General features: G+C 73.3%; 13 protein-coding genes. 7 read left to right on the top strand and 6 right to left on the bottom strand.

Annotated features, from left to right (window positions below):
- Window positions 1–62: 62 nt before the first annotated feature.
- Genes FGE12_RS17860 through FGE12_RS17830 form a run of 7 tightly spaced genes read left to right on the top strand, consistent with a single transcriptional unit; the run spans window position 63 to window position 6,734 of the window.
- Window positions 63–770, top strand: coding sequence for a MotA/TolQ/ExbB proton channel family protein (locus FGE12_RS17860; protein ID WP_153867721.1), 708 nt, complete (start codon window positions 63–65; stop codon window positions 768–770).
- A 16-nt stretch (window positions 771–786) separates the two neighbouring features.
- The gene (gene tolR / locus FGE12_RS17855; RefSeq protein ID WP_153867720.1) at window positions 787–1,242 is read left to right on the top strand and encodes a protein TolR; all 456 of its coding nucleotides are present in this window, start codon (window positions 787–789) and stop codon (window positions 1,240–1,242) included.
- A 4-nt stretch (window positions 1,243–1,246) separates the two neighbouring features.
- Window positions 1,247–2,020, top strand: coding sequence for an energy transducer TonB (locus FGE12_RS17850; RefSeq protein ID WP_153867719.1), 774 nt, complete (start codon window positions 1,247–1,249; stop codon window positions 2,018–2,020).
- Window positions 2,017–3,291 carry a DPP IV N-terminal domain-containing protein gene (locus FGE12_RS17845; protein ID WP_194798006.1) on the top strand — a complete coding sequence of 425 codons (1,275 nt, stop codon included), beginning with the start codon at window positions 2,017–2,019 and terminating at the stop codon, window positions 3,289–3,291. The genes FGE12_RS17850 and FGE12_RS17845 overlap by 4 nt, the downstream gene beginning before the upstream one ends.
- Window positions 3,288–4,484: an aminotransferase class V-fold PLP-dependent enzyme gene (locus tag FGE12_RS17840; RefSeq protein WP_153867718.1), complete on the top strand. Its 1,197-nt coding sequence runs from the start codon at window positions 3,288–3,290 to the stop codon at window positions 4,482–4,484. The genes FGE12_RS17845 and FGE12_RS17840 overlap by 4 nt, the downstream gene beginning before the upstream one ends.
- 10 nt (window positions 4,485–4,494) lie before the next feature.
- Window positions 4,495–5,451 (top strand): Ppx/GppA phosphatase family protein, encoded by a 957-nt coding sequence (locus FGE12_RS17835; RefSeq protein ID WP_153867717.1) that lies wholly within the window; start codon window positions 4,495–4,497, stop codon window positions 5,449–5,451.
- Entirely contained in the window at window positions 5,448–6,734 is a 1,287-nt protein-coding gene (locus FGE12_RS17830; RefSeq protein ID WP_153867716.1) for an MFS transporter, read from the top strand. Before FGE12_RS17835 ends, FGE12_RS17830 begins: the two co-directional genes overlap by 4 nt.
- On the opposite strand, the gene FGE12_RS17825 is transcribed toward FGE12_RS17830, so the two are convergent.
- From FGE12_RS17825 to accC, 6 genes are all read right to left on the bottom strand, one after another.
- On the bottom strand, window positions 6,691–8,040 hold the full coding sequence (locus FGE12_RS17825; RefSeq protein WP_194798005.1) for a 1-acyl-sn-glycerol-3-phosphate acyltransferase: 1,350 nt from the start codon (window positions 8,038–8,040) through the stop codon (window positions 6,691–6,693). The genes FGE12_RS17830 and FGE12_RS17825 overlap by 44 nt on opposite strands.
- Window positions 8,041–8,060: 20 nt before the next feature.
- Window positions 8,061–11,027 (bottom strand): POTRA domain-containing protein, encoded by a 2,967-nt coding sequence (locus FGE12_RS17820; RefSeq protein WP_194798004.1) that lies wholly within the window; start codon window positions 11,025–11,027, stop codon window positions 8,061–8,063.
- Between the two features lie 125 nt (window positions 11,028–11,152).
- On the bottom strand, window positions 11,153–15,118 hold the full coding sequence (locus FGE12_RS17815) for a translocation/assembly module TamB domain-containing protein (protein ID WP_194798003.1): 3,966 nt from the start codon (window positions 15,116–15,118) through the stop codon (window positions 11,153–11,155).
- Window positions 15,119–15,123: 5 nt separating this feature from the next.
- A complete protein-coding gene (locus tag FGE12_RS17810) occupies window positions 15,124–16,086 on the bottom strand; it encodes an ExeA family protein (protein WP_153867714.1) in 963 nt (320 codons plus the stop codon).
- A gap of 15 nt (window positions 16,087–16,101) precedes the next feature.
- Window positions 16,102–19,167: a tetratricopeptide repeat protein gene (locus FGE12_RS17805; RefSeq protein WP_153867713.1), complete on the bottom strand. Its 3,066-nt coding sequence runs from the start codon at window positions 19,165–19,167 to the stop codon at window positions 16,102–16,104.
- Between the two features lie 188 nt (window positions 19,168–19,355).
- Window positions 19,356–20,741 (bottom strand): acetyl-CoA carboxylase biotin carboxylase subunit, encoded by a 1,386-nt coding sequence (accC, locus tag FGE12_RS17800; protein ID WP_194798002.1) that lies wholly within the window; start codon window positions 20,739–20,741, stop codon window positions 19,356–19,358.
- Between the last annotated feature and the right edge of the window lie 40 nt (window positions 20,742–20,781).

Below are 20,781 nucleotides of genomic sequence, written 5' to 3'. Positions count from 1 at the left end.
AGCGGGCGGGCTCCCCGCCATTGTTTGACCCCCCCCTATCGGAATGTTACGCGCCTAGCCCCATGACTCCCCGCATTCCCATGACGCTCGCCGCGATGAACTACGTGGAGATCATCCGCGGCGCCTCGCTGATCGAGCTCTTCGTGCTCGCGCTGCTCGCGTGCGTGTCGGTCGCCTCGTGGGCGCTGATCGCCATGAAGTACAACCAGCTCGCGCGCGCCCGCTCGCAGTCCCTCACCTTCCTGGACGTGTTCTGGAAGGCGAACCGGCTGGAGACCATCTACCAGTCGGCCCAGGGGCTCGAGAGCTCGCCGCTCTCCAAGGTCTTCTGCGCCGGCTACGACGAGCTGAACAAGCTCGCGCAGCACAAGGACGGCCCGGAGGGCTCCATGAGCGAGCGGATGGGCGGCATCGAGAACGTGGAGCGCGCGCTCAACCGCGCCGCCACCGCGCAGGTGACGGAGCTGGAGCACCGGGTGTCCTTCCTCGGCACCGTGGCGGGCGCCGCGCCCTTCGTGGGCCTCTTCGGCACCGTGGTGGGCATCCTCAACGCCTTCAACGAGATCGCCGACAAGGGCAACGCGAGCCTCTCCACCGTGGCCGCGCCCGTGGGCAACGCGCTCTTCGCCACCGCCGCGGGCCTCTTCGCCGCGATTCCCGCCGTCGTCGCGTACAACGCGTTCGTCAGCCGCATCAAGGTGTTCGACACGGAGATGAGCAACTTCTCCTCGGACTTCCTCAACATCGTGAAGCGGCACTTCTTCCGCTAGGGCACGGGCACTCGCCATGGGCATGAGCGGAGGCAAGGGCAGTCCGGGCCGTACCACGATGGCGGAGATCAACGTCACGCCCATGGTGGACGTGATGCTGGTGCTGCTCATCATCTTCATGGTCACCGCGCCCCTCATCCAGCAGGGGGTGAAGGTGAACCTGCCGGAGGCGCGGGCGACCCCCGTGGAGGCCAGCGACAAGAAGCTGGTGCTCTCGGTGGACCCGCAGCGGCGCGTCTTCATCGGCGAGGCGGAGGTCGCGCTCGACGAGCTGGAGACGAAGCTGCGCGCGAACGCGAAGGCGCAGGCGGACAAGGAGGTCTACCTGCACGCCGACCGGGACATCCCCTACGGCGTGGTGGTGGAGGTGATGGCCGCGGCGCAGCGCGCGGGCATCACCAACGTGGGCATGATCACCGACCCCTCGGGCGCGCCGCGCCCGGGTGCTCCCAAGCGGGGCCAGAAGCGCTAGCGCCATGCACCCCGCCGTCAGCCACAGCCTGCTCGTCAGCCGCCCCTCGCCGGTGCGCCGCTTCCTGCTCGCCAGCGTGATGGCGCACGCGGTGCTCGTGGCCTCGGGGCTCATCTACAACCTCGTCATCGCGAAGCCCGCCCTGCCGCTGGACGCGAAGCCCATCACGGCGACGCTGGTGCGCCAGGGCAAGCCGCGCGACAAGGCGCTCCTGCCGCGCAAGGAGGAGCTGCCGCCTCCGCCCAAGGAGGAGAAGGCCGCCCCCACCCCGCCCGCGCCCACGCCCGAGCCGGCGAAGCCCGTGGAGGCCGGCCCCGCGCCGCTCGCGGTGCCGGCCGCCGCGAAGCCTCCGCCCCAGAAGGGCGACAGCGCCGCCGAGCGGCGCAAGAAGCTGTTCGGCGCCTTCGACCGCACGAGCAAGAGCAAGAGCGAGCCGGAGGAGCTGGAGGGCGAGGAGGACGGCGACCCCAACGGCGACTCCGCCACGGCCGAGGGCGAGCGCTACTACGGCCTGCTCTCCAGCCAGGTGAAGCGCCGCTACGACGTGTCCGACACCATCCCCGACTCCGAGCGCCTGCAGCTGCGCGCGCAGGTGGCGCTGCGCATCAGCCGCTCGGGCGAGGTCATCGACGTGAAGCTCGCCAAGGGCAGCGGCAACGACCTCTTCGACGCCGCCGTGCTCGCCGCGGTCAAGCGCGCCTCTCCCTTCTCGCCCCCTCCCGAAGCGCTGCGCAACGCCCTGCAGCGCGACGGCGTCGTCCTGGAGTTCCGCCCGTGAAAGCCCTGCTCCTCGCCGCCCTCCTCCTGCCCGCGCTCGCGCTCGCGCAGGCGCCCGTCATCCAGATCTCCGGCGCGAACTTCCGCCCGCTCCCGCTCGCCTACCCGCAGCCGCTCGCGGACGCGGGCGCGCAGCCGAGCGCCCCCGCCTTCGACGAGGCGATGAGCTTCGACCTCGCCGCGAGCGGCCTCTTCCAGGTGCTCGACCGCAAGGGCTTCCTCGCGGACGCGAAGGAGGGCCTCACCGCGGGCAGCATCAACTTCGCGCGCTGGGCCGACGTGGGCGCGGACAGCCTGGTGAAGGTGGCGCTCACGGGCTCGGGCGAGCAGCTGCGCGGCGAGCTGCGCCTCTTCAGCGTGGGCAGCGGCCGCGAGGACTTCAAGGTCGCGCTCGGCCCCACGCAGCCGCGCGCGCTCGCCCACGCGCTCGCGGACGCGCTCTACCGCCACCTCACCCGCGAGCCCGGCCCCTACACCTCGCGGCTCACCTTCGTGCGCAAGGCCGGCCCCAACCGCGACGTCTTCGTCGCGGACTGGGACGGGCGCAACGCGAAGCCCCTCACCCAGGGCGGCATCAACCTGCTGCCCACCGTGGCGCCCAACGGGGACGTGGCCTTCACCACCTACCGCAGCGGGCAGCCGGACCTCTTCGTGAGCCATGGGGGCGCGGCGCCCGTGCCGCTGGTGCAGGCGCGCCAGATGCTCACCGGCGTGGCCTACTCGCCGGACGGCAGCCGCATCGCCTACGCGCTCGCCGAGGGCGAGGGGGCGCACCTCTACGTGGCGGCCGCGGACGGCAGCGGCAAGAAGCGCATCACGGACGGCTTCGGCATCAACACCAGCCCCAGCTGGAGCCCGGACGGGCGCCGGCTCGCCTTCGTCTCCAACCGCGGCGGCAGCCCCCAGGTGTACGTGATGAACGCGGACGGCACCGGCGTGCGCCGCCTCACCTTCCGCGGCAACTACAACCAGACCCCGGACTGGAGCCCGCGCGGCGACCTCATCGCCTTCACCGCGCGCGACGAGCGCAACGCCTTCGACCTCTTCACGGTGAACGTGGACACCGGGGTCATCACCCGCCTCACCCAGGACCAGGGCAACAACGAGGAGCCCAGCTTCTCGCCCAACGGCCGGCTCATCGTCTTCAGCTCCACCCGCACCGGCCCCGCGCGCCTCTACGTGATGACCGCGGACGGCAACAACCAGGTGCCCCTTCCCATGGACCCGGGCACACACCTCACCCCGGACTGGGGCACGGCGAGCGCCCGATGAGCGACAGCGCCTTCCGCCCCTTCTGGAGCCTCGACCCCGAGGTCACCTACCTGAACCACGGCGCCTTCGGCGCCTGCCCCACCCTGGTGCTCGAGCACCAGGCGCAGCTGCGGGCCCGGCTCGAGGCGGGACCCGTGCGCTTCATGCACCGCGACCTGGAGGAGCTGCTGGACCGCGCGCGCGCCCAGCTGGCCACCTTCCTCGGTGCGCACGCGGACGACCTCGCCTTCGTGCCCAACGCCACCACCGGCGTGAACACGGTGCTGCGCTCCCTGCGCTTCAGCCCCGGCGACGAGCTCCTCACGGTCGACCACGAGTACAACGCCTCGCGCAATGCGCTGCAGCACGCCGCGGACCTCTGGGGCGCGAAGGTGGTGGTGGCGCCCCTGCCCTGGCCCGTACCGAGCGCGGACGCGGTGGTGGAGGCGGTGCTCGCGCGCGTCACCCCGCGCACCCGCCTGCTGCTCATCGATCACGTGACCAGCCCCACCGCGCTGGTGCTCCCCGTGGAGCGCCTGGTGCAGCAGCTGCGCGAGCGCGGCGTGGAGACGCTGGTGGACGGCGCGCACGCCCCCGGCATGCTGCCCCTGAATCTGGAGACGCTGGGCGCGGCCTACTACACGGGCAACCTGCACAAGTGGGTGTGCGCCCCCAAGGGCGCGGCCTTCCTGCACGTGCGCCGCGACCTGCAGAAGGCCATCCGCCCGCTGTCCATCAGCCACGGCTTCAACTCGGGGCGGCAGGATCGCTCGCAGTTCCGGCTGGACTTCGACTTCACCGGCACGGACGACTACACGCCCTTCCTCTGCGTGCCCAAGGCGCTCTCACTCATGGGCGGCATGGTGCCCGGCGGCTGGTCCGGCGTGATGGAGGACAACCGCGCGAAGGCCCTGGTGGCCCGCGCGGAGCTGAGCGCGCGCCTGGGCACCCCTCCGCTCTGCCCGGACGAGATGGTGGGCTCCATGGCCGCCGTCGCCCTGCCGGACGCAGCGCCCTACGAGCCGCGGGCGCCGCTCTTCCTGGACCCGCTTCAGGACCGGCTCTACTTCGAGCACCGCATCGAGGTGCCGGTGGTGAACTTCCCCCGCCGCCCGCGCCGCCACGTGCGCATCTCCGCGCAGCTGTACAACACGCCCTCGGAGTACGAGCGGCTGGGCGACGCGCTCGTCACGCTGCTGGCCAATCCCGTCTAGACTCGGGGCCATGCCGCAGCCCCCCGCCGCTCCCCGCTTCGCCACCATCGACATCGGCACCAACTCCGTCCTCCTCCTCGTGGCCGAGCGCCAGGCGGACGGGCGCTTCACCGCCGTGAGCGAGCGCGCGGAGATCACCCGTCTGGGCCGCGGCGTGGACCAGAGCCGCGTCCTCTCGCCCGCGGGCATGGAGGACACGCTGCGGGTGCTGGAGGCTTTCGCCCAGGAGGCGCGCGCGCTGGGCGCCCGGGACATCGCGGTGTCCGCCACCAGCGCCGCGCGAGATGCGCACAACGGCAAGGACTTCCTCGAGGCCGCGCGCACCCGCGCGGGCCTGAGCGTGGAGATCATCTCCGGCGCGCTCGAGGCGCAGCTCTCCTTCGCCGCCGTGCACGCGGACTTCGCGGCCGGGGCGGCAGGCCCGCTGCTCGTCATCGACATCGGCGGGGGCTCCACCGAGTTCATCTATGGAGCCGCAGGGGATGCGCAGGGGCAGGTGGCCTTCCGCCACAGCTTCGACGTGGGCGCGGTGCGGCTCACCGAGCGGCTCGTGCGCGCGGATCCGCCGCAGGCCAGCGAGCGGGCGCAGATGGAGGCGCTGCTCGCGCAGACCTTCTCCGCCCTCCCCCCGCCTCCCGCGGGCGCGAGCCTGGTGGGCGTGGCCGGCACCGTCACCACGCTCTACGCCGTGCAGCACCGCGTGGAGCCCTACGACGCCGAGCGCGTGCACGCGGGCACGCTGTCGCTCGCGGAGCTCGAGCGCCTCACCGACCTGCTCTGGCGCCTGCCGCTCGCCGAGCGCCGTGCCCTGCCCGGCCTGCAGCCCAAGCGCGCGGACGTGGTGCCCGCGGGCGCGCTCATCCTCCTGTGCGCGGTGCGCGCGCTGGGGCTCACGAGCCTGCGGGTGAGCGACCGCGGGCTTCGCTGGGGCCTGCTCGCCCACCGCTTCGGAGGAGTCCCGTCATGAGCGCTGCCGCTTCCGTCTCCCGCCGCGCAGGCTTCGCGCTGTTCGTGCTGACGCTCATCAACCTGGTGAACTACCTGGACCGCTACGTCATCGCGGTGGCGATGCCGCGCATCCAGGAGCAGTTCGGCCTGAGCGGCAAGCAGGGCGGCCTGCTCGCCTCGCTCTTCATCGTGGTGTTCATGGTGGCCTCGCCGCTGGGGGGCTTCCTCGGGGACCGGCTGCCGAGAAAGCTCCTGGTGGGCGGCAGCGTGCTCCTGTGGAGCCTCGCCACGGGGGCCTCGGGCCTCGCCACCTCCTTCGGCATGCTGCTCGTCGCGCGCTGTGTGATTGGCGTCGGCGAGGCGGGCTACGGCGCGGTGGCGCCCTCCATCATCTCGGACCTCTACCCGCGCGACGAGCGCACCGCGAAGCTGGCCTTCTTCTACGTGGCCATCCCGGTGGGCGCGGGCCTGGGCTACGTGCTGGGCGGCTGGCTCACCAAGGCCTACTCCTGGAACGTGGCCTTCTACGCGGCGGGCGTGCCGGGCCTGCTGCTCGCGCTGCTCGCCTTCACCATGTGGGAGCCGCGCCGCGGCGCCATGGACGGGCCGGACGCGGAGGTGAAGCTGCCCTTCCTCGTGGGCCTCAAGGGGCTCGCGCGCAACCGCGCCTTCTGGGCGACGACGCTGGGCTACACGCTGATGACCTTCTCCATCGGCGGCATCGCGGTGTGGATGCCCACCTTCCTCGTGCGCGAGCGCGGCTTCGCCGAGGACAACGCGGGCCTGGTGCTGGGCGTGGTGACGGTGCTCGCGGGCATCGTGGGCACGCTGGTGGGCGGGCGGCTCGGAGACCGGCTGGACCGCCGGCGCGCGGGCGGTGGCCTGCGCATGTCGGGCTTCGGGCTGCTGGGCGCGGCCCCCTTCATCTACCTCGCGGCGAAGGTGCAGGGCTTCTGGCCCATCTGCGCGGCGGTGTTCGTGGCGCAGTTCCTCCTCTTCCTCAACAGCGGGCCCATCAACGCGGCGATCGTGAACTGCGTGCCGCCGGCCTTCCGCGCCTTCGCCATGGGCTTCAACGTGCTGTGCATCCACCTGCTGGGCGATGCGCTCTCCCCCACCGCCATCGGGGCCATCGCGGATGCGGGCTCCTACGGGCTCGCCATCGAGCTCAACGCGGTGCCCGTGCTCTTCGGCGGCGCGGCCCTGCTGGTGGCCTCGCGCTGGCTGGGTGAGCAGCTCGCGCGGCCCCCTGCGCCCTTCAGCGCGCCTCCGCCGCCGGCGCGCCCGGCTGCGGCGGGCTGACGCGCGGGCCGTACTCGCCGGCGAGCCGCTCCACCTCTGCCGAGAGCCGCGCGCCCTCTTGCAGGAGGCGCGCCTTGAGCCGCGCGCGGCTGCCGAGCGCGAAGAAGACGGCCACGTCGCGCAGCACCTCGCGCCAGCGCGCGAGGAAGTAGCGGGTGAAGAGCGCGAGCGGCAGCGCCGCGGCGAAGACGAGCAGCGCCCACGCGGGGCCCGCCACGCGCCAGGCGACGAAGGTCAGCAGCGCCCACCACAGCGGCGCCAGCACGAGCGAGCCCAGGAACTTCACCGTGGCCTGCACGTCCAGCTCCGTGCGCTGCAGCCGCACCCAGGCCCGCGGCAGCTGGAAGGGCAGCACGTAGAGCAGCACCCCGAGCGCGAAGAGCGGCAGGCCGAGCAGCAGCGAGGCGAGGTTGTTGCCCACGAAGCGCGCCACCTCCGCCGGGCGGTAGCCCAGCGCGAGGTCCGAGGGGTCCGCGCGCACCAGGGCGAGCCGGCGCTGGAAGCCGACGAGCTCGGCGCGCACGGCCTCGAAGCGCGCGGGCTGCTCCGCGCGGAACAGCTCCAGGCCGCGCGCCCAGGTGCGCAGCCGCTCGGAGGCCGGCCGCTCGCCCTGGCGCAGGGCGTAGAGCTGCTCCGCGGTGCGCACCAGCGGCAGGTCCTCCCAGGCGGCGAGGTTCAGGGTGCGCTCCTTCAGGGCCTGCGCAATGCGCTCGGTGAGCCGCTGCACCGCCGCGACCTCGCCCTCGCCCTCGCCCGAAGGCACGGAGAAGTCCGCGACCTCGATGGCGGGCCCCACGTCGATGAGCACCTCGCTGCGGAAGCGGTGCTTCTCCGCGTAGGTGAGCCCCACCGGCACGATGCGCACCCGCGCCCCGCGCGCCTGGGCGCGAAACGCGATGCGCGCCGCGCCCGTCTTCAGCTCCGCGAGCCCCGGCTCCGAGTGGCTCTTGCCCTCGGGAAACAGCGTGAGCGCGCGTCCCTCGACGAGCGCGCCCGTGGCGGCCTCGAAGGTGCCCTCGTTGCGGTTCATCTGGCCGGGGTCGTCCTGGCGGCGGAACACGGGCAGCGCGTCCAGCCCGCGCAGGAGCGCCCCCAGCACCGGCAGCGCGAAGAGCGGCGCCTTGGCGAGGAAGGTCACCTTGCGCCGGGTGAGGATGAAGACGAGCGCGGGGTCCATCAGCCCGTTGGGGTGGTTGCCCACGAAGATGACGGACCCCTCGGGCTCGAGCGGGGGTGCGCTCACCCGCACCCGGTAGAAGAGCCGCACCGCGAAGGCCACCACTGCCTGGACGAGCCGGTAGAACACAGGGCGGCAATGTAGCCCACTCAGAACAGGCCGATGGCGAAGTGCACCTGCATGCTGGGCTCGTTCACCTCGCGGTCGCGGTGCAGGTTCACGCCCACATCCAGCGCGAGCGGCCCCACGGGCGTGCTGTAGCGCAGGCCCGCGCCGGCCACCGGGCGCAGGATGGCGAGGTCGAAGGCGGCCGGGTCCAGCCAGAGGTTGCCCGCCTCGGTGAAGAGGCCCACGTCCAGGGCGCGGTACACCGGCACGCGCAGCTCCAGCTTCGCCAGGGTGAAGAGCTCACCGCCCTGGCTGGGCAGGCTGTCGCCGCCCAGCAGCACCAGCGCCTCCTGCGAGCAGCCAGCGGGGTTGAGCAGCGCGCGGCAGTCGGCGAGCTGCGTGTGCAGCGAGCGGCGGCGGTCCTCGGGCAGCAGGTTGTCCTCGCGGAAGCCGCGCAGGCTGGTGGAGCCGCCGAGGAAGAAGCGCTTGGGCGGGATGGTGCGGGCGCCGGACTCGAGCTGCCGCACGGTGCCGCCGCGCAGGCTGGCTGCGAGCACCGCGCGCTTGCCCGCCGGCACGTACACGCTGAAGGTGCCCGAGAGCTTGAGCCCGTTGATGGGGAAGGCCGGCAGCGGGTTTCCCTGCGCGTCCGTGGGCGCCACGCTCAGGCCGCGGATGAGCTCCGCGCTGGTGGAGAGCAGCAGGCCGCGGCGCGGGTTCACCGGGTCGTTGCGGAAGTCCAGCGTGGCGGTGGGCCGCAGCGAGTGCAGGCCGAACACGCCGTAGTCGAAGCGGGTGCGCTCCTCCTCGGGGCGGCCGCTGCTCACCAGCTCCGTGCCGGCCACGCCCAGCGGGCGCACGCGGCTGTTCTCCAGCTGGTACTGCAGGCTGAGCGAGAGCCAGCGCGTGGCGGCCCAGTCGAGGCTGGCCACGGCGGCGGCGCGCGTGGACACGTAGGAGGCGCGGTGCACGCGCTCGCCGATGACGTCCAGGCGCGCGCCCACCTCCAAGGGCAGCAGCGCGTACAGGCGCGGCTGCGCCACCGAGAGCGTGCCCTGGCCACCGAGGCCCGGCAGGCCGGTGAGCTCCTCGCACTCGCGCGGGCAGTCGAACTCGCCGGAGAGCACCTGCGCGTTCCAGCCCACGTAGTTGAGCTTGCCGCGGGCGTTCAGGTTGAGGCCGCTGCCGTTCACGTTCGGGAAGGCCGTGTCCAGCTGCACGCGGGGCCCGTCCACGAGGAAGTAGCCGCCGGCCACCTCGCCGTCGATGCGCGGCCGCTCGCGCACCTCCACCACCACGTCCTTGGTGGGCTCCACCGTCTCCGGCGCGAGCAGGCGCACCGTCACCTGCCGGAAGATGCCCAGCAGCACCAGCGCGCGCTGCGTCTCGAAGAGGGCCTCGGGGTCGAGCACGTCGCCCGCGCGCACCTTGAGGTTCGCGCGCACGGTGGACTCCTCGGTGCGCCCCAGCCCCTGGAGGATGATCTGCCCCACGCGCACCTGCGGCCCCGGCTCCGCGCGGAAGCGCACCCGCGCCTCGCGCCCGTCCGCCGAGACGTCCGTCTGCGCCTCCACCTTGGCGAAGAGGTAGCCGCGGCGCCCCAGCGCGTGGCCGAGCGCGAGCCGGTCCCGCTCCACCGCGGGGAAGCCGAACACGGAGCCCGGCGCGAGCGAGCCCGGCAGCGGCGCGCCTCCCACCGGGAAGCCCTCGCGCGTGAGGCTGGCCACGCGCGCCTGGGGCCCCTCGTGCACCACGAAGCGCGCGCGCGCCGTGCGGGTGTCCTCCTCGCGCACGAGCTCGGCGAAGCGCACCTGGGCCTGCAGGTAGCCGCGCTCGCGGTAGGCCGCGGTCATCAGGTCCGCGGCCTCCAGGTAGGGGCCCTCCACGAACACGGTGGAGGGGTCCGGCGCGTTCGCATCGCGCAGCTGCTCGCGCCGCTCGCGCCCCTCGATGGCGAGCGGGTCGTCCATCAGGCGCGGGGCGTTGCCGGTGTCCGGGGCGCTCACCCGCACGCGCTCGAACAGCGCCTGGCGCAGGGTCTCGTCGTCGAAGGCGGTGTTGCCCTCGAAGCGCACCTCGCGCACCACCAGCGGGGGCCCCTCCTCCACCTCGAACACCAGCACCAGCTCGGCGCCGTCCGGGCGCGGCACCTCGCGCGGCTCCACGCGCACCGAGTGGTAGCCGCGGTGGCGGTAGAAGGCGGCGAGCCGGCGCGAGAGCCGCCCGATGATCACCGCGTCCAGGGGCTCGCTCGCGTCGTAGGCGAGCACGTCGCGCAGGGTCGCGTCCGTGAAGTGGTGGTTGCCGTGGAAGTGGAAGCTGACCTGGGGGCCGGCCTGCACCGGCACCGAGATGCTGGCCCGGGTGCCCTCCACCTTCACCTGCGGCTCGTCCACGCGCGCCCGGTAGAAGCGCTGCTCGCGCAGCCGGGTGCGCAGCCGCTCCACCCCGTCCGCGAGCGCGGCGCGCTCGAGCACGCCGCCCACCTGCAGCCCCAGCGCGCCGAGCAGCTCGGGCAGCGGCAGGCCGGGGCTGCCCGCGAGCGTGACGGCCGCCACGCGCGTGGGAGGCCCCTCGTCCACCACCAGCGTGAGCGAGACGCCGCCGGGCACCTCGCGGCGCTCCACCTGCACCTGGGCCGAGTCGTAGCCGCGGGCGTGGTAGGCGTCCTGGATGGCGCGCAGCGCCGCGTCCAGCCCGTCCGGGTCGAAGGGGCGGCCCTCGGCGAGGCCGCTCGCCGCGCGCACCTGCTCGTCGCGCAGCACCACGTTGCCCACGATGCCCAGCTCCGCGAGCTGCTTCACGGGGGTGAGCTCGAAGACGACCGTCACTCCGGCGCCTGCGCCCCCCTCCTGCACCCGCGCCACCACGTCCGTGAAGCGGCCGGTGGCCCACAGCCGCTCGATGGAGCGGCGCACGGCGCGCGTGCTCAGGTGCTGGCCTGCGCGCACCGCCACCAGCTCGCTCAGGCCCGCCGTGTCCACGCCCGCCGGCAGGTGCAGCTCCACCCCGGCGATGAGCGGCCGCGGGTCCAGCGGGGCGTCGGCAGGAAGTGGGGCCGCCGGCGCGGCCGCGGGCGCCTGCGCGAGGGCGCTTCCCGCCGCGAGCGCCAGCGCCAGGGCGAGCGCGCGCGCTACTCCACCTGCCAGCTGAGCTTGAGCTCCAGGCCGAGGTTGCCGAACGCCGCGTCGCTGTGCTCGTTGTCCCACTGGGCCTGGGTGGAGAGTCGGTTGTCGAAGCGGTACTCGGCGCGGGCGCGGGTGCCCCGGCCGCTGACGGGCTGCTGCATGGTGAGCTTAAGCTGCTCGGTGAGGAACTTCGACTCCAGCTGTGCGGTGGGCTCCACCTGCGAGCTGGAGGCGTTGTACGCGGTGGAGATCTGGAAGGACAGATCTCGCAGCAGCGGGTTCTTGGGCAGGAAGCGCTGCACCTGGCGGTCCAGCCCGGAGACGTTGAACAGGGCCTCGGCGGCGAGGCTGGCGCCGGTGGCCGCGGTGGCCTCCTTGTCGCGACTCATCACGCCCAGGGTGAGCAGGCTGAGGATGTCGCCCTCGGGCAGGTCCGGCTCGCTGGCGAGCAGCACCTGGGGGCTCGCGATGCGCCCGAAGCCGTGCAGCTTCACCAGGTGGTCTCGCACCTGGGTGGTGGCGTGCAGGTCGAACACCGGATCGATGGCGTAGCGGTCCTTGAACTCGAGCACGCCCTGGGTGATGGCGAACTCGTTGTTGCGGAAGAAGGCCCGGCTGCCCTCCGCGGCCTCCAGCGTGCCGAGCAGGCCCAGGCGCGTGTTGGTGCCGGTGAGGCGCAGGTCGCCCAGCAGCTTCGCGCGCGCCAGGTTGTTGTCCACGCGCACGTCCCCCAGGTGCACCTTCACGTCCAGGGTGAGGTACTCGCGCGGGCGCTCCACGCTGGAGGCGCTGAGCACGCTGCGCCGCCCCAGGCCCTGCAGCAGCGCGTCCAGCTCCAGGCCCTTCTGGTAGCGCAGGCGCACCACCTCCAGGTCGCCGGTGAGCAGCAGCGCGTCCGGCTTGCCGCTGAGCAGCAGCTCTCCGGAGGCCGTGAGCGGCAGGTCTTCCGTCGGGCGGAAGGCCACGTCGGTGAGCTGCAGTCCCAGCTCCAGCTGCTGCGGCTCGAAGCGCTCGAGCCGCACGTCGCCGCGCACCGCCACGCGCCCCTCGTTGAGCTGGCCCTGCAGGTCCTCGAGCAGCACGCGGTGCTCGGTGAACTCGAGCCGGCCGTTGAGCCCGCGCACGCTCAGGGCCTGGTCGCGCAGGGCGAGCTTCGCGTCGCGCAGCTCGGCGCTGCCCATCAGCGTGGGGCTCTGCAAGGGGCCGCTCGCCACCGCGTTGAGCTCCAGCGTGCCGCCGGTGCGCTCGAGCCCCGGCACGAAGCTCTCGAGCAGGCGCACGTCCATGGCGCCGCGCATGCTCAGGTCCAGCCGCTCCGGGCCCACCCAGCCGGCCGCCGCGAGCTCGGTGTTGGGCCCGCGGAAGGTGAAGGCCTGCAGGTCCAGGCGCCCGCGGCTGAAGGTGAGCACCACCGGGCCGTCGTTCTCGCCCGCGAAGTCGCCGCGGGAGAGCCGCAGCCGCTCGAAGGTGGCGCCCACCTGCGCGTCCGCGGGGTCGCGGAAGTTGCCCTGCGCGCTGATGACGCCGGACACCGAGCCGCTCAGCCCCTGCGCCGCGGCCACCGCAGGCAGCAGCGGGCGGATCTCCGGCAGCGTGAGCGTGAGCGAGGCGTCGTAGGGGAAGGGCTCGCGCAGCTTCACGCGCACGAAGCCGTTCGCATCCCGCGCGGGCTTGCCCCACAGCTGGAAGTCCTTGCCCACCATGCGCCCCTCGAGGCTCAGGGGCCCCAGGTCGCGCTGCGCGAAGCGGATGTTGGGCGCGCTCAGCCGACCGCTCGCGGTGGGCAGGTCCGCGTTGCCGCCCACCTCCCCCTCCAGCGCGAGCGTGCCCTCGATGCCCAGGCGCGCCGCCTGCTCGGGCCCCACCAGCTCGGGCAGGGAGAGCTTCTCGCCGCCGTAGCGGTAGTCGAGCCCCCCGCCGAGGAAGGTGAAGGTGCCCTCCGCCCAGGTGCGCCCCAGCGGCCCCTCGAGCACGGTGCGCTCCATGGCGAGCGCCTTGCCGTCCACGAAGCGCAGGCGCGCGGTGCCGTTGCCCATGCGCCGGCCGTAGTAGGTGGTGTCCTGCAGCGCGAGCTCGATGCCGCCGCCGAAGTGGTCCGCGGGCCCCTCCACCGCCACCTTGCCGGAGACCGTGCCGCCCAGCGTGCCCTGCATCAGCGCGAGCGAGGGGCTGAGTCCCGCCACCAGGTCCACCAGGTCCTCGGTGCGCCCGTGCTGCACTTCGATGCGCCCGCGCGTGTGCAGCGTGGGGCCGAAGGTGAGCGCGCCGCCCCCCGTGTACGGGGTGCGCCCCTTCTGGCCGCTCACGTGCGGGAAGGCGAGCGTGCCGTCCGCGTACGAGAGCCTTCCCTGCACCACGCCCAGCCCGAAGCCCCAGAAGACGAAGTCGCGCAGGGACAGCGCCGCGCCCACCCGCACGTCGCTGTAGGGGCCGGTCACCTCGAACTCCGCGCCGCCGCGCCCGCTCCAGGGCAGCTCGGCGATCATCCCGAAGTCCGCGAGGTCCAGCTCGCCCTTGCCGCGCACGTCCAGGCCGCGGCTGGGCTCGTAGTAGAGCGTGGCCTCGCCCTGCACGCGGCTCTTCGCCGTCTCCACGCTCAAGGCCCCGAAGCGCACCTGGTCCGGGCCAATGTTGAGCTGCGCGCGCACGTGCCCGCGCTCGAAGTGCAGCAGCTCGAGCCCCTTGCGCGAGGGCTGGTCGAAGGGGCGCGTGGCGAGCCGGAAGGGCCCGGTGCGCAGGTCCAGGTCGCCGTGCAGCTGCGGGCGCGGCAGCAGCGTGCCGGCCACGCGCGCGGTGCCGGTGGCGGGGAAGTCCACCCACGCGCCCGGCAGCCCCGCCTTCTCCAGCACCCGCGCGAGGCTCGCGCCCTCTGCCTCCAGCGTGGCCTGCGTGGGCAGGCCCGGCGTGAGCCGCAGCTCGCCGCGCACGGTGGCCTTGCCCGCGCCCGCGGGCACCACCAGCTCCTCCACGCGCAGCAGCTCTCCCCCGTAGGAGAGGCGCGCGGTGAGGCTGCCGGGCGCGTAGGCGCCGTACGCGAGCCCGCTCGTGGACACGTCCGCACTCGCGCTCAGGTGCTCGGGGCGGCCCTTGAGCCCCACGCGCGCCCAGACGTGCCCCTCGGCGGGGCGAGGCAGCGCGGCGATGCGCGCCACGGTGCGCAGCGGCACGAAGGCCTGCACGTCCAGGTCCAGCACCGGGCTGCACAGCTCCTCCACCTTGCCGCTGAGCGAGAGCGTCACGTCCTCCACCGCCAGCTCGCCGCGGTCCACCTCGAGCAGCGCCTCGTCCGGGTCCAGCAGCCCCGAGAGCACGAGGCGGCCCAGCACGAGCTCCTCCGGGCCCTGCTGCTCGGGGCCCTGCAGCTCGGGCCCCTGCGCCTCGCCCAGCCGCACCCGGCCCTCGCGCGCCTCGAGGTCGAACTCGGCGGCGCCCCAGCGCTCGCGCCAGTCCAGGTCCACCCCGCCCACCTCCACGCGCCGCCCCTTCGGCAGCGCCACGCGCAGCTCGGCGTCGCGGATGTCCAGCCGGCCCACGCGCAGCCGCTCGAGCTGCTGCAGCGGGCAGGTGGGCGCAGCGGGAGCGCCCGTCGCCGCGGCGGGCGCGGTGCGCGCCTGGGCGAGGTCCAGGCTCACGCGCGGCCGGTCCACGCGCACCCGGCTCACCGGCAGCCGCCCCGAGAAGGGCGAGACGAAGCCCAGCTGCACCTCGGCGAGGTCCGCCGCGAAGAGCGGCGTGTCCGTGCCCGGGACGAACAGCGAGAGGCCGCGCAGGCGCAGCGTCTGCGCGAGCGGGTCCAGCTCGCAGCGGCCGATGCCCACCTCGAGCCCGGTGAGGCCGGGCAGCTCGCGGCGCGCGAGCGTGCACGCGGCGTCCCACGTCTCCGGGCGGCGCAGCAGCGCCACGCTCGCCGCGAGCAGCAGCAGGACGAGCAGGAGCGCCTTGCGAGCGCCGTTCCGGTGCGTGGGCGTCACGGCCGCTACAGCTTACCCAGCCCCTCGAGGTAGCGGTCGATCTCGGCCAGGTCGAGCTTGCCGCCCGTGGCCGAGCGTGCGGGAGCGGACGCTGCCCCCGCCCCGGAGGTCCCGGTCGCCGCGAGCGCCGCCGCGCCTTCCGCCCCGGCCGCGCCGCGCTGCAGGCCCAGGTTCTGTCCGATGCGGTGCACCAGCTGCTCGTTGATGGTCTCCTCGCGGGAGAGGAAGGCCTCGAAGAGCGCGTTGTCGCACAGCGTGTTGATGACGCGCGGGGTGCCGCCCGAGTGCTCGTGCACCGCGAGCAGCGCCTCGGGCGTGAAGGGCAGGCGCGGGCAGCCGGCGAGCCGCAGCCGGTGCTTCACGTAGGCCTCGGTGGACTCGGCGGTGAAGGGCTCGAGCTTGTAGCGCAGCGCCACGCGCTGGGCGAGCGGCGGGTCCAGCTTGAGGTTCTTCTCGATGTCCGGGAGCCCGAAGAACACGAAGGAGATGAGCTTGCGCTCGGGGACCTCCAGGTTCAGCAGCCCCCGGAACTCCTCCATGATCTCCCGCGTCTCGAGCATCTGGGCCTCGTCGATGAGGACCACGGCCTTCTTGCCGGACTCGTAGATCTGCAGCAGGCGCTGGTAGAGCTGGCTGAGCAGCGCGAGCTTCTCCTGCGCGGGGCTCTCCACGCCCAGCTGCAGCGCGATGCGGCGCAGCAGCCAGTTCGCGGTGATGCCCGAGTGGATGATGACCAGCAGCGCGGCCTCGTACTCGCTCTCCGGGAGCGAGTCGAGCATGCGGCGCGCGAGCGTGGTCTTGCCCGCCCCGATGTCCCCCACCAGGATGGACAGGCCCTTCATGTAGCTCACGGCGTGCATCAGCCGGGTGAGCGCCTGCGAGTGCTGCGTGGAGTTGTAATAGAAGCGGCTCACCGGCGCGTTCGAGAACGGCTCCTGGGTGAGCTCGAAGTAGTCGAGATAGGTCATCGTTCCCCCGCGCGACTACACGTAGCCGACCTTCCGGGTCTTGGGTGCCGCATTCGAGGCGGCGGCCACCGCCGCGCCCGCGCCCCGCGCGCCGGGCAGCGCGTCGTCCTCGGCCTGCACGCTCGCCGCGAGCCGCGCCACCTGCGCGCCCACGTCGCGGTAGCGCGGGTCCAGCGCGGCCACGCGGCGGTAGTGGTAGAGCGCCTTGCCGGGGCTGCCGGCGGCCTCCTGCGCCATCGCCAGCTCGAAGCCCAGCGCCTTGGTGGCCTCGCCCGCGGCGTGCTCGCTCGCGAGCGCCTCCTTGAAGGTGCTCACCGCAGCCGCGGCGTCGCCCTGCATCACCTGGAGCATGCCCACCATGGTGAGGCACTCCACCTCGCGCTTGGTGCCCACGCAGCCCTGGCGCGCGACGGTGAACTCGCCGATGGCGTCGTCCACGAGGCCCATCTCCTTGTAGGCGATGCCCAGGTCGTAGTGCGTGTCCACGTCCTCGGGCTTCACCACCTTCTCGAGGCCCTTCTTGAACTCGGCGAACACCTCCTCCACCGAGTACTGGAAGTCCTCCGCGGCGGGCTCGGGCGCGGCGTCCGCGCCGCCCAGCGTGTCCACCTCGCTGGCCAGCTCCGCCGCGAGGTCGAAGGCGTCGCGCGGCTCCTCGCCCACCGGCTGCACCGAGGGCACGGCCACGGCCGCGGCGGGCACCGGCTCGCTCGGCGCAGGCGCCCCACCCGCCTCGAGCGCCTCCAGGCGCTCCATCAGCTCGGCGGCGCGCGCGTGGCCCGGGAAGGCGATCTGCACCGTCTCGAGGATCTCGCGCGCCTCCTCGAGCAGCCCCTGGTCGAGGAAGAAGGACGCCTCGTCGCACTCCTCCGCCGCCGGCTCCTCGCCCTCGGGCTCGGGGGGCGCCGCGCTCGCGACCGGCGGAGCGGAGCGCGCGGGCGCGGGCGCAGGCTGCCGCTGCGCCGCAGCCTGCAGCGCGGCGGCCTCGAGCGAGGGCTCGCTGCTGCGGCGCGCAGGCGCACTGGCGGGGCGCGGGGCCTCGGCGCGCGCCGCAGGAGCAGGCGCCGCCGGGCGCGCGGGGGCAGCAGGCGCGGGCGCCGCGGCGCGGGTCGGTGCAGCGGGCGCAGGGGGTGCTGCGCGCGCGGGCGCCGGTGGCACCGTGGGCAGGCGCTGCGTGGGCTGGGCGCGCTGCAGCAGCTCCGGCGTGAGCGTGAAGGCGCGCGTGGCCTCCACGTCCTCGTCCGGGGCCGCCGCGGCCGCCACGTCGCCGAAGTCCTGCTCCGCGTCCCCGAAGCCGCCGGGGTCGATGACCACCGCGTCGTCGACCACCGCGTCGTCGACCACGTCCTCGTCGACGATGGCCTCGTCGGCCGAGGCGTCCTGCGCCACGAACCCCAGCGGCTCGTCGTCCCCGCTGGTGGCCAGCGGCTCGTCGTCGCCGTCGTCCGCGAGCGCGTACGCGACCGGCTCCGCGTCCCCGTCGTCCAGCGGCGTGTACTCGCCGGTGACCACGGGCTCGACGTCGTCGTCCACGATCTCGTCCGCGTCCGCACCGCTCACGGTGGCGAGCGCGAGCTCGTCTCCCTCCGGCTGCGCGAGCGCGTCCGCGGGCGCGGGCGAGACGATGACCTCGTCGTCGTTCGAGTCCACGAGGATGGCGTCGTCGTCCGAGCCGTCGTAGGAGCCGGAGGCCTCGTCCTCGGTCACCACCGGCTCGGCGAGCTCCCCGTCCGCGCCGCCCTGCAGCACCGCGAGGAAGGCGGGCAGCTCGGGGTGGTCCGGCTGCTCCTGCATCAGCGTGGCGAGGTAGGGCTGCGCGCGCGCCACGTCCGAGCGGCGCGTGCACAGGCGCAGCACGTTGAGCAGCTGCTCGGCCGCCTGCGCGTCGCTGCCCGAGGCCACGTAGATGGCGTGCGCCTTCTCGTGCGCGTCGAGGTTCTCGGGGTCCAGCGCGAAGATCTTGCGCAGGTGCTCGAGCGCCTTGTCGTGCAGTCCGTACTTCACGTAGACGTCCGTCTCCGTGAGCACCTTGGCGAACTGCTCGCGCGGCAGCGCAGCCGCCGCGGGCGCAGGCGCCGCCGCGGGCGCGGGCGCCGCAGGGGCCGCGCGCGAGGGAGCGGCCGGGGCGGGTGCCGCGGCGCGCGCGGGAGCCGCGGCAGCGGCCGGCGCGGGCTCGGGGTCCACGGCCGCGGCGGAGGGCCCGCGGCGCTCGGCGAGGTCCGGGTCCGAGGGGTCCAGCACCTCGATGCGCGACCAGACGCCGTCCGCCTCGCCCTGGCGCCCGCGCTCCTCGAGCACCTTCACCAGCTCCTTGTAGACGCTCACCGTCTTGGAGGTCTGGCCCAGGCCCTGGAACGCCTGCGCGAGCAGGTTCAGCGTCTCCACGTCCTTGCCGTCCGCCTTGAAGCAGATCTGCAGCTTGGCGAGCGCGCGCTTCTGGTCCCCCTTCGCCAGGTAGCTCGTGGCGAGCTCCTTGGCGATCGGCAGGTTGTCCGGCTCGAGCGCGCTGATGCGCTCGGCCACGCGCAGGTAGTCGTCCGTGCGGCTGTGGCGCTTGAGGTACTCGGCGGCGCGCTTGAACTCCGGCAGCGCCTCCTTGGGCATGTCCTCGCGCGCGTACAGCTCACCGAGCTTGATGCGGCTGGTGACGTTGTCCGGATCGAGGTCCACCATCCGCTTGAGCGTGTCGAGGCTCGCGCGGGTGTTGCCCTCCTTGTCGTACGCGTTGGCGACGATCTGGAAGTACGCCGTCGCCTCGGACATGAGGCCCAGCTGCTGGTGCAGCTCCGCGAGCTTGAGGTTCACCTCGAGCAGCGTGGGGTTGAGCTTCTGCACCTGCTTGTAGAGCGCCACCGCCTTGAGGAAGAAGCCGTCGGACGCGTAGCTCTCGGCCACCTTGGTGAAGTAGGTGGCGGCCTGCACGTTGTCGTTCTTCTTCTGGAACAGCTCCCCCATCTTCTGGAGGACGCGCACGTCCCGCGGGTCCGACTCGAGGACCTTCTGGTATTCCTTGATGGCCTTGTCGTAAGCGCCCTTGGCCACCAGCTTCGCGGCGGCTTCGATGATCTTGTTCTTGTCCATCGAGAGAGGGCTTCCGGCCAGTCGAAACCCCTGAAAACGTTGGGATTTCCGGTTTCCTTGGGGTGGGCGTGGGGGGCCCTTGAGGCTAACGGAAGGCGGCCCGGGGGGTCAAGGATTCGCCCGGGCCCGCCCGCCTGCTCCCCAGAAGCTGCGCTGCGGCGCCTCTGCGATGTGACTGCTGCCGGGCGCTACGGCGTCTCTTCGATCGCCTTGCGCAGCCGGTGGGTGCCGGTCTCACTCGCGAGCAGGCGCTCGACGAAGCGGGTGTCGTACTGCCCCTCGCGGAACGCGTCCTCGGCGAGCGCGGCGCGGTGGAAGGGGATGTTGGTGCGGATGCCCTCGATGACGTACTCGCCCAGGGCGCGCTGCATGCGGCGGATGGCCGTCTCGCGGTTCTCCGCGTGCACGATGAGCTTGGCGAGCAGGGAGTCGTAGTTGGGCAGCACGGTGTAGTTCTCGTACGCCGCCGAGTCCACCCGCACCCCGTAGCCGCCCGGCACGCTGTAGCCGGTGATCTTGCCCGGCCAGGGGGCGAAGGTGACCGGGTCCTCGGCGTTGACGCGGCACTCGATGGCCGAGCCGGTCATGGTGATCTGGTCCTGCGTGCGGTTGAGCGGCTCGCCGTAGGAGAGGCGGATCTGCTCGCGCACCAGGTCGATGCCGGTGACGAGCTCGGTCACCGGGTGCTCCACCTGGATGCGGGTGTTCATCTCCATGAAGTAGAAGGCGCCCGTCTCGTCCATCAGGTACTCGATGGTGCCGACGTTGTTGTAGCGGATGCGCTTCATCGCCTCGATGGAGACGCGGCCCATCTTCGCGCGCAGCTCCGGGGAGACGCCGGGGCTGGGCGCCTCCTCGATGAGCTTCTGGTGGCGCCGCTGCACCGAGCACTCGCGCTCGCCCAGGTGGATGACGTTGCCGTGCTCGTCCGCCACCACCTGGATCTCGATGTGGCGCGGCTTCTCGACGTAGCGCTCGATGTACAGCTCGCCGTTGTTGAAGCTCGCCACCGCCTCGGCCGCCGCGGTGCTGAAGGCCTGCGCGAGCGCGCTCGGCTCGCGCACGATCTTCATGCCCTTGCCGCCGCCGCCCGCCGCCGCCTTGAGGATGACCGGGAAGCCGATCTGCTTGGCCATGTCCTCGGCTTCCTTCGGGTCCTTCACCGTGCCGGTGCTGCCGGGCAGCAGCGGCAGCCCCGCCTCGCGGGCGGCCGCGCGCGCGCGCACCTTGTTGCCCATCAGGCGCAGCATCTCGGGGCGCGGCCCGATGAAGTGGATCTTGCAGCTCGCGCACACCTCGGCGAACTCGGCGTTCTCCGAGAGGAAGCCGTAGCCCGGGTGGATGGCGTCCGCGCGGGTGATCTCCGCGGCGGACAGCAGCGCGGGGATGTTGAGGTAGCTCTCCTTGGAGGGAGGCGGCCCGATGCACACCGACTCGTCCGCGAAGCGCACGTGCAGCGCGTGCGCGTCCGCGGTGGAGTGCACGGCGACCGTGGCGATGCCCAGCTCGCGGCACGCACGGATGACCCGGAGGGCAATCTCGCCCCGGTTGGCGATGAGGACCTTCTTGAACACGCCGTCTTCTCCAATCGCAATGGGCCCGCCTCGCGGGCCC

It is taken from the genome of Aggregicoccus sp. 17bor-14 (assembly GCF_009659535.1).
Taxonomy (GTDB): Bacteria; Myxococcota; Myxococcia; order Myxococcales; family Myxococcaceae; genus Aggregicoccus.
This window is presented reverse-complemented; position numbering and strand designations above follow the sequence as displayed.

What these genes read in the sequence shown, in the direction of transcription:
- FGE12_RS17860 (WP_153867721.1), top strand. Translation starts at nt 63, where the DNA reads ATGACTCCCCGCATTCCCATGACGCTCGCCGCGATGAACTACGTGGAG.
- tolR (WP_153867720.1), top strand. Translation starts at nt 787, where the DNA reads ATGGGCATGAGCGGAGGCAAGGGCAGTCCGGGCCGTACCACGATGGCG.
- FGE12_RS17850 (WP_153867719.1), top strand. Translation starts at nt 1,247, where the DNA reads ATGCACCCCGCCGTCAGCCACAGCCTGCTCGTCAGCCGCCCCTCGCCG.
- FGE12_RS17840 (WP_153867718.1), top strand. Translation starts at nt 3,288, where the DNA reads ATGAGCGACAGCGCCTTCCGCCCCTTCTGGAGCCTCGACCCCGAGGTC.
- FGE12_RS17835 (WP_153867717.1), top strand. Translation starts at nt 4,495, where the DNA reads ATGCCGCAGCCCCCCGCCGCTCCCCGCTTCGCCACCATCGACATCGGC.
- FGE12_RS17830 (WP_153867716.1), top strand. Translation starts at nt 5,448, where the DNA reads ATGAGCGCTGCCGCTTCCGTCTCCCGCCGCGCAGGCTTCGCGCTGTTC.
- FGE12_RS17810 (WP_153867714.1), bottom strand. Translation starts at nt 16,086, where the DNA reads ATGACCTATCTCGACTACTTCGAGCTCACCCAGGAGCCGTTCTCGAAC.
- FGE12_RS17805 (WP_153867713.1), bottom strand. Translation starts at nt 19,167, where the DNA reads ATGGACAAGAACAAGATCATCGAAGCCGCCGCGAAGCTGGTGGCCAAG.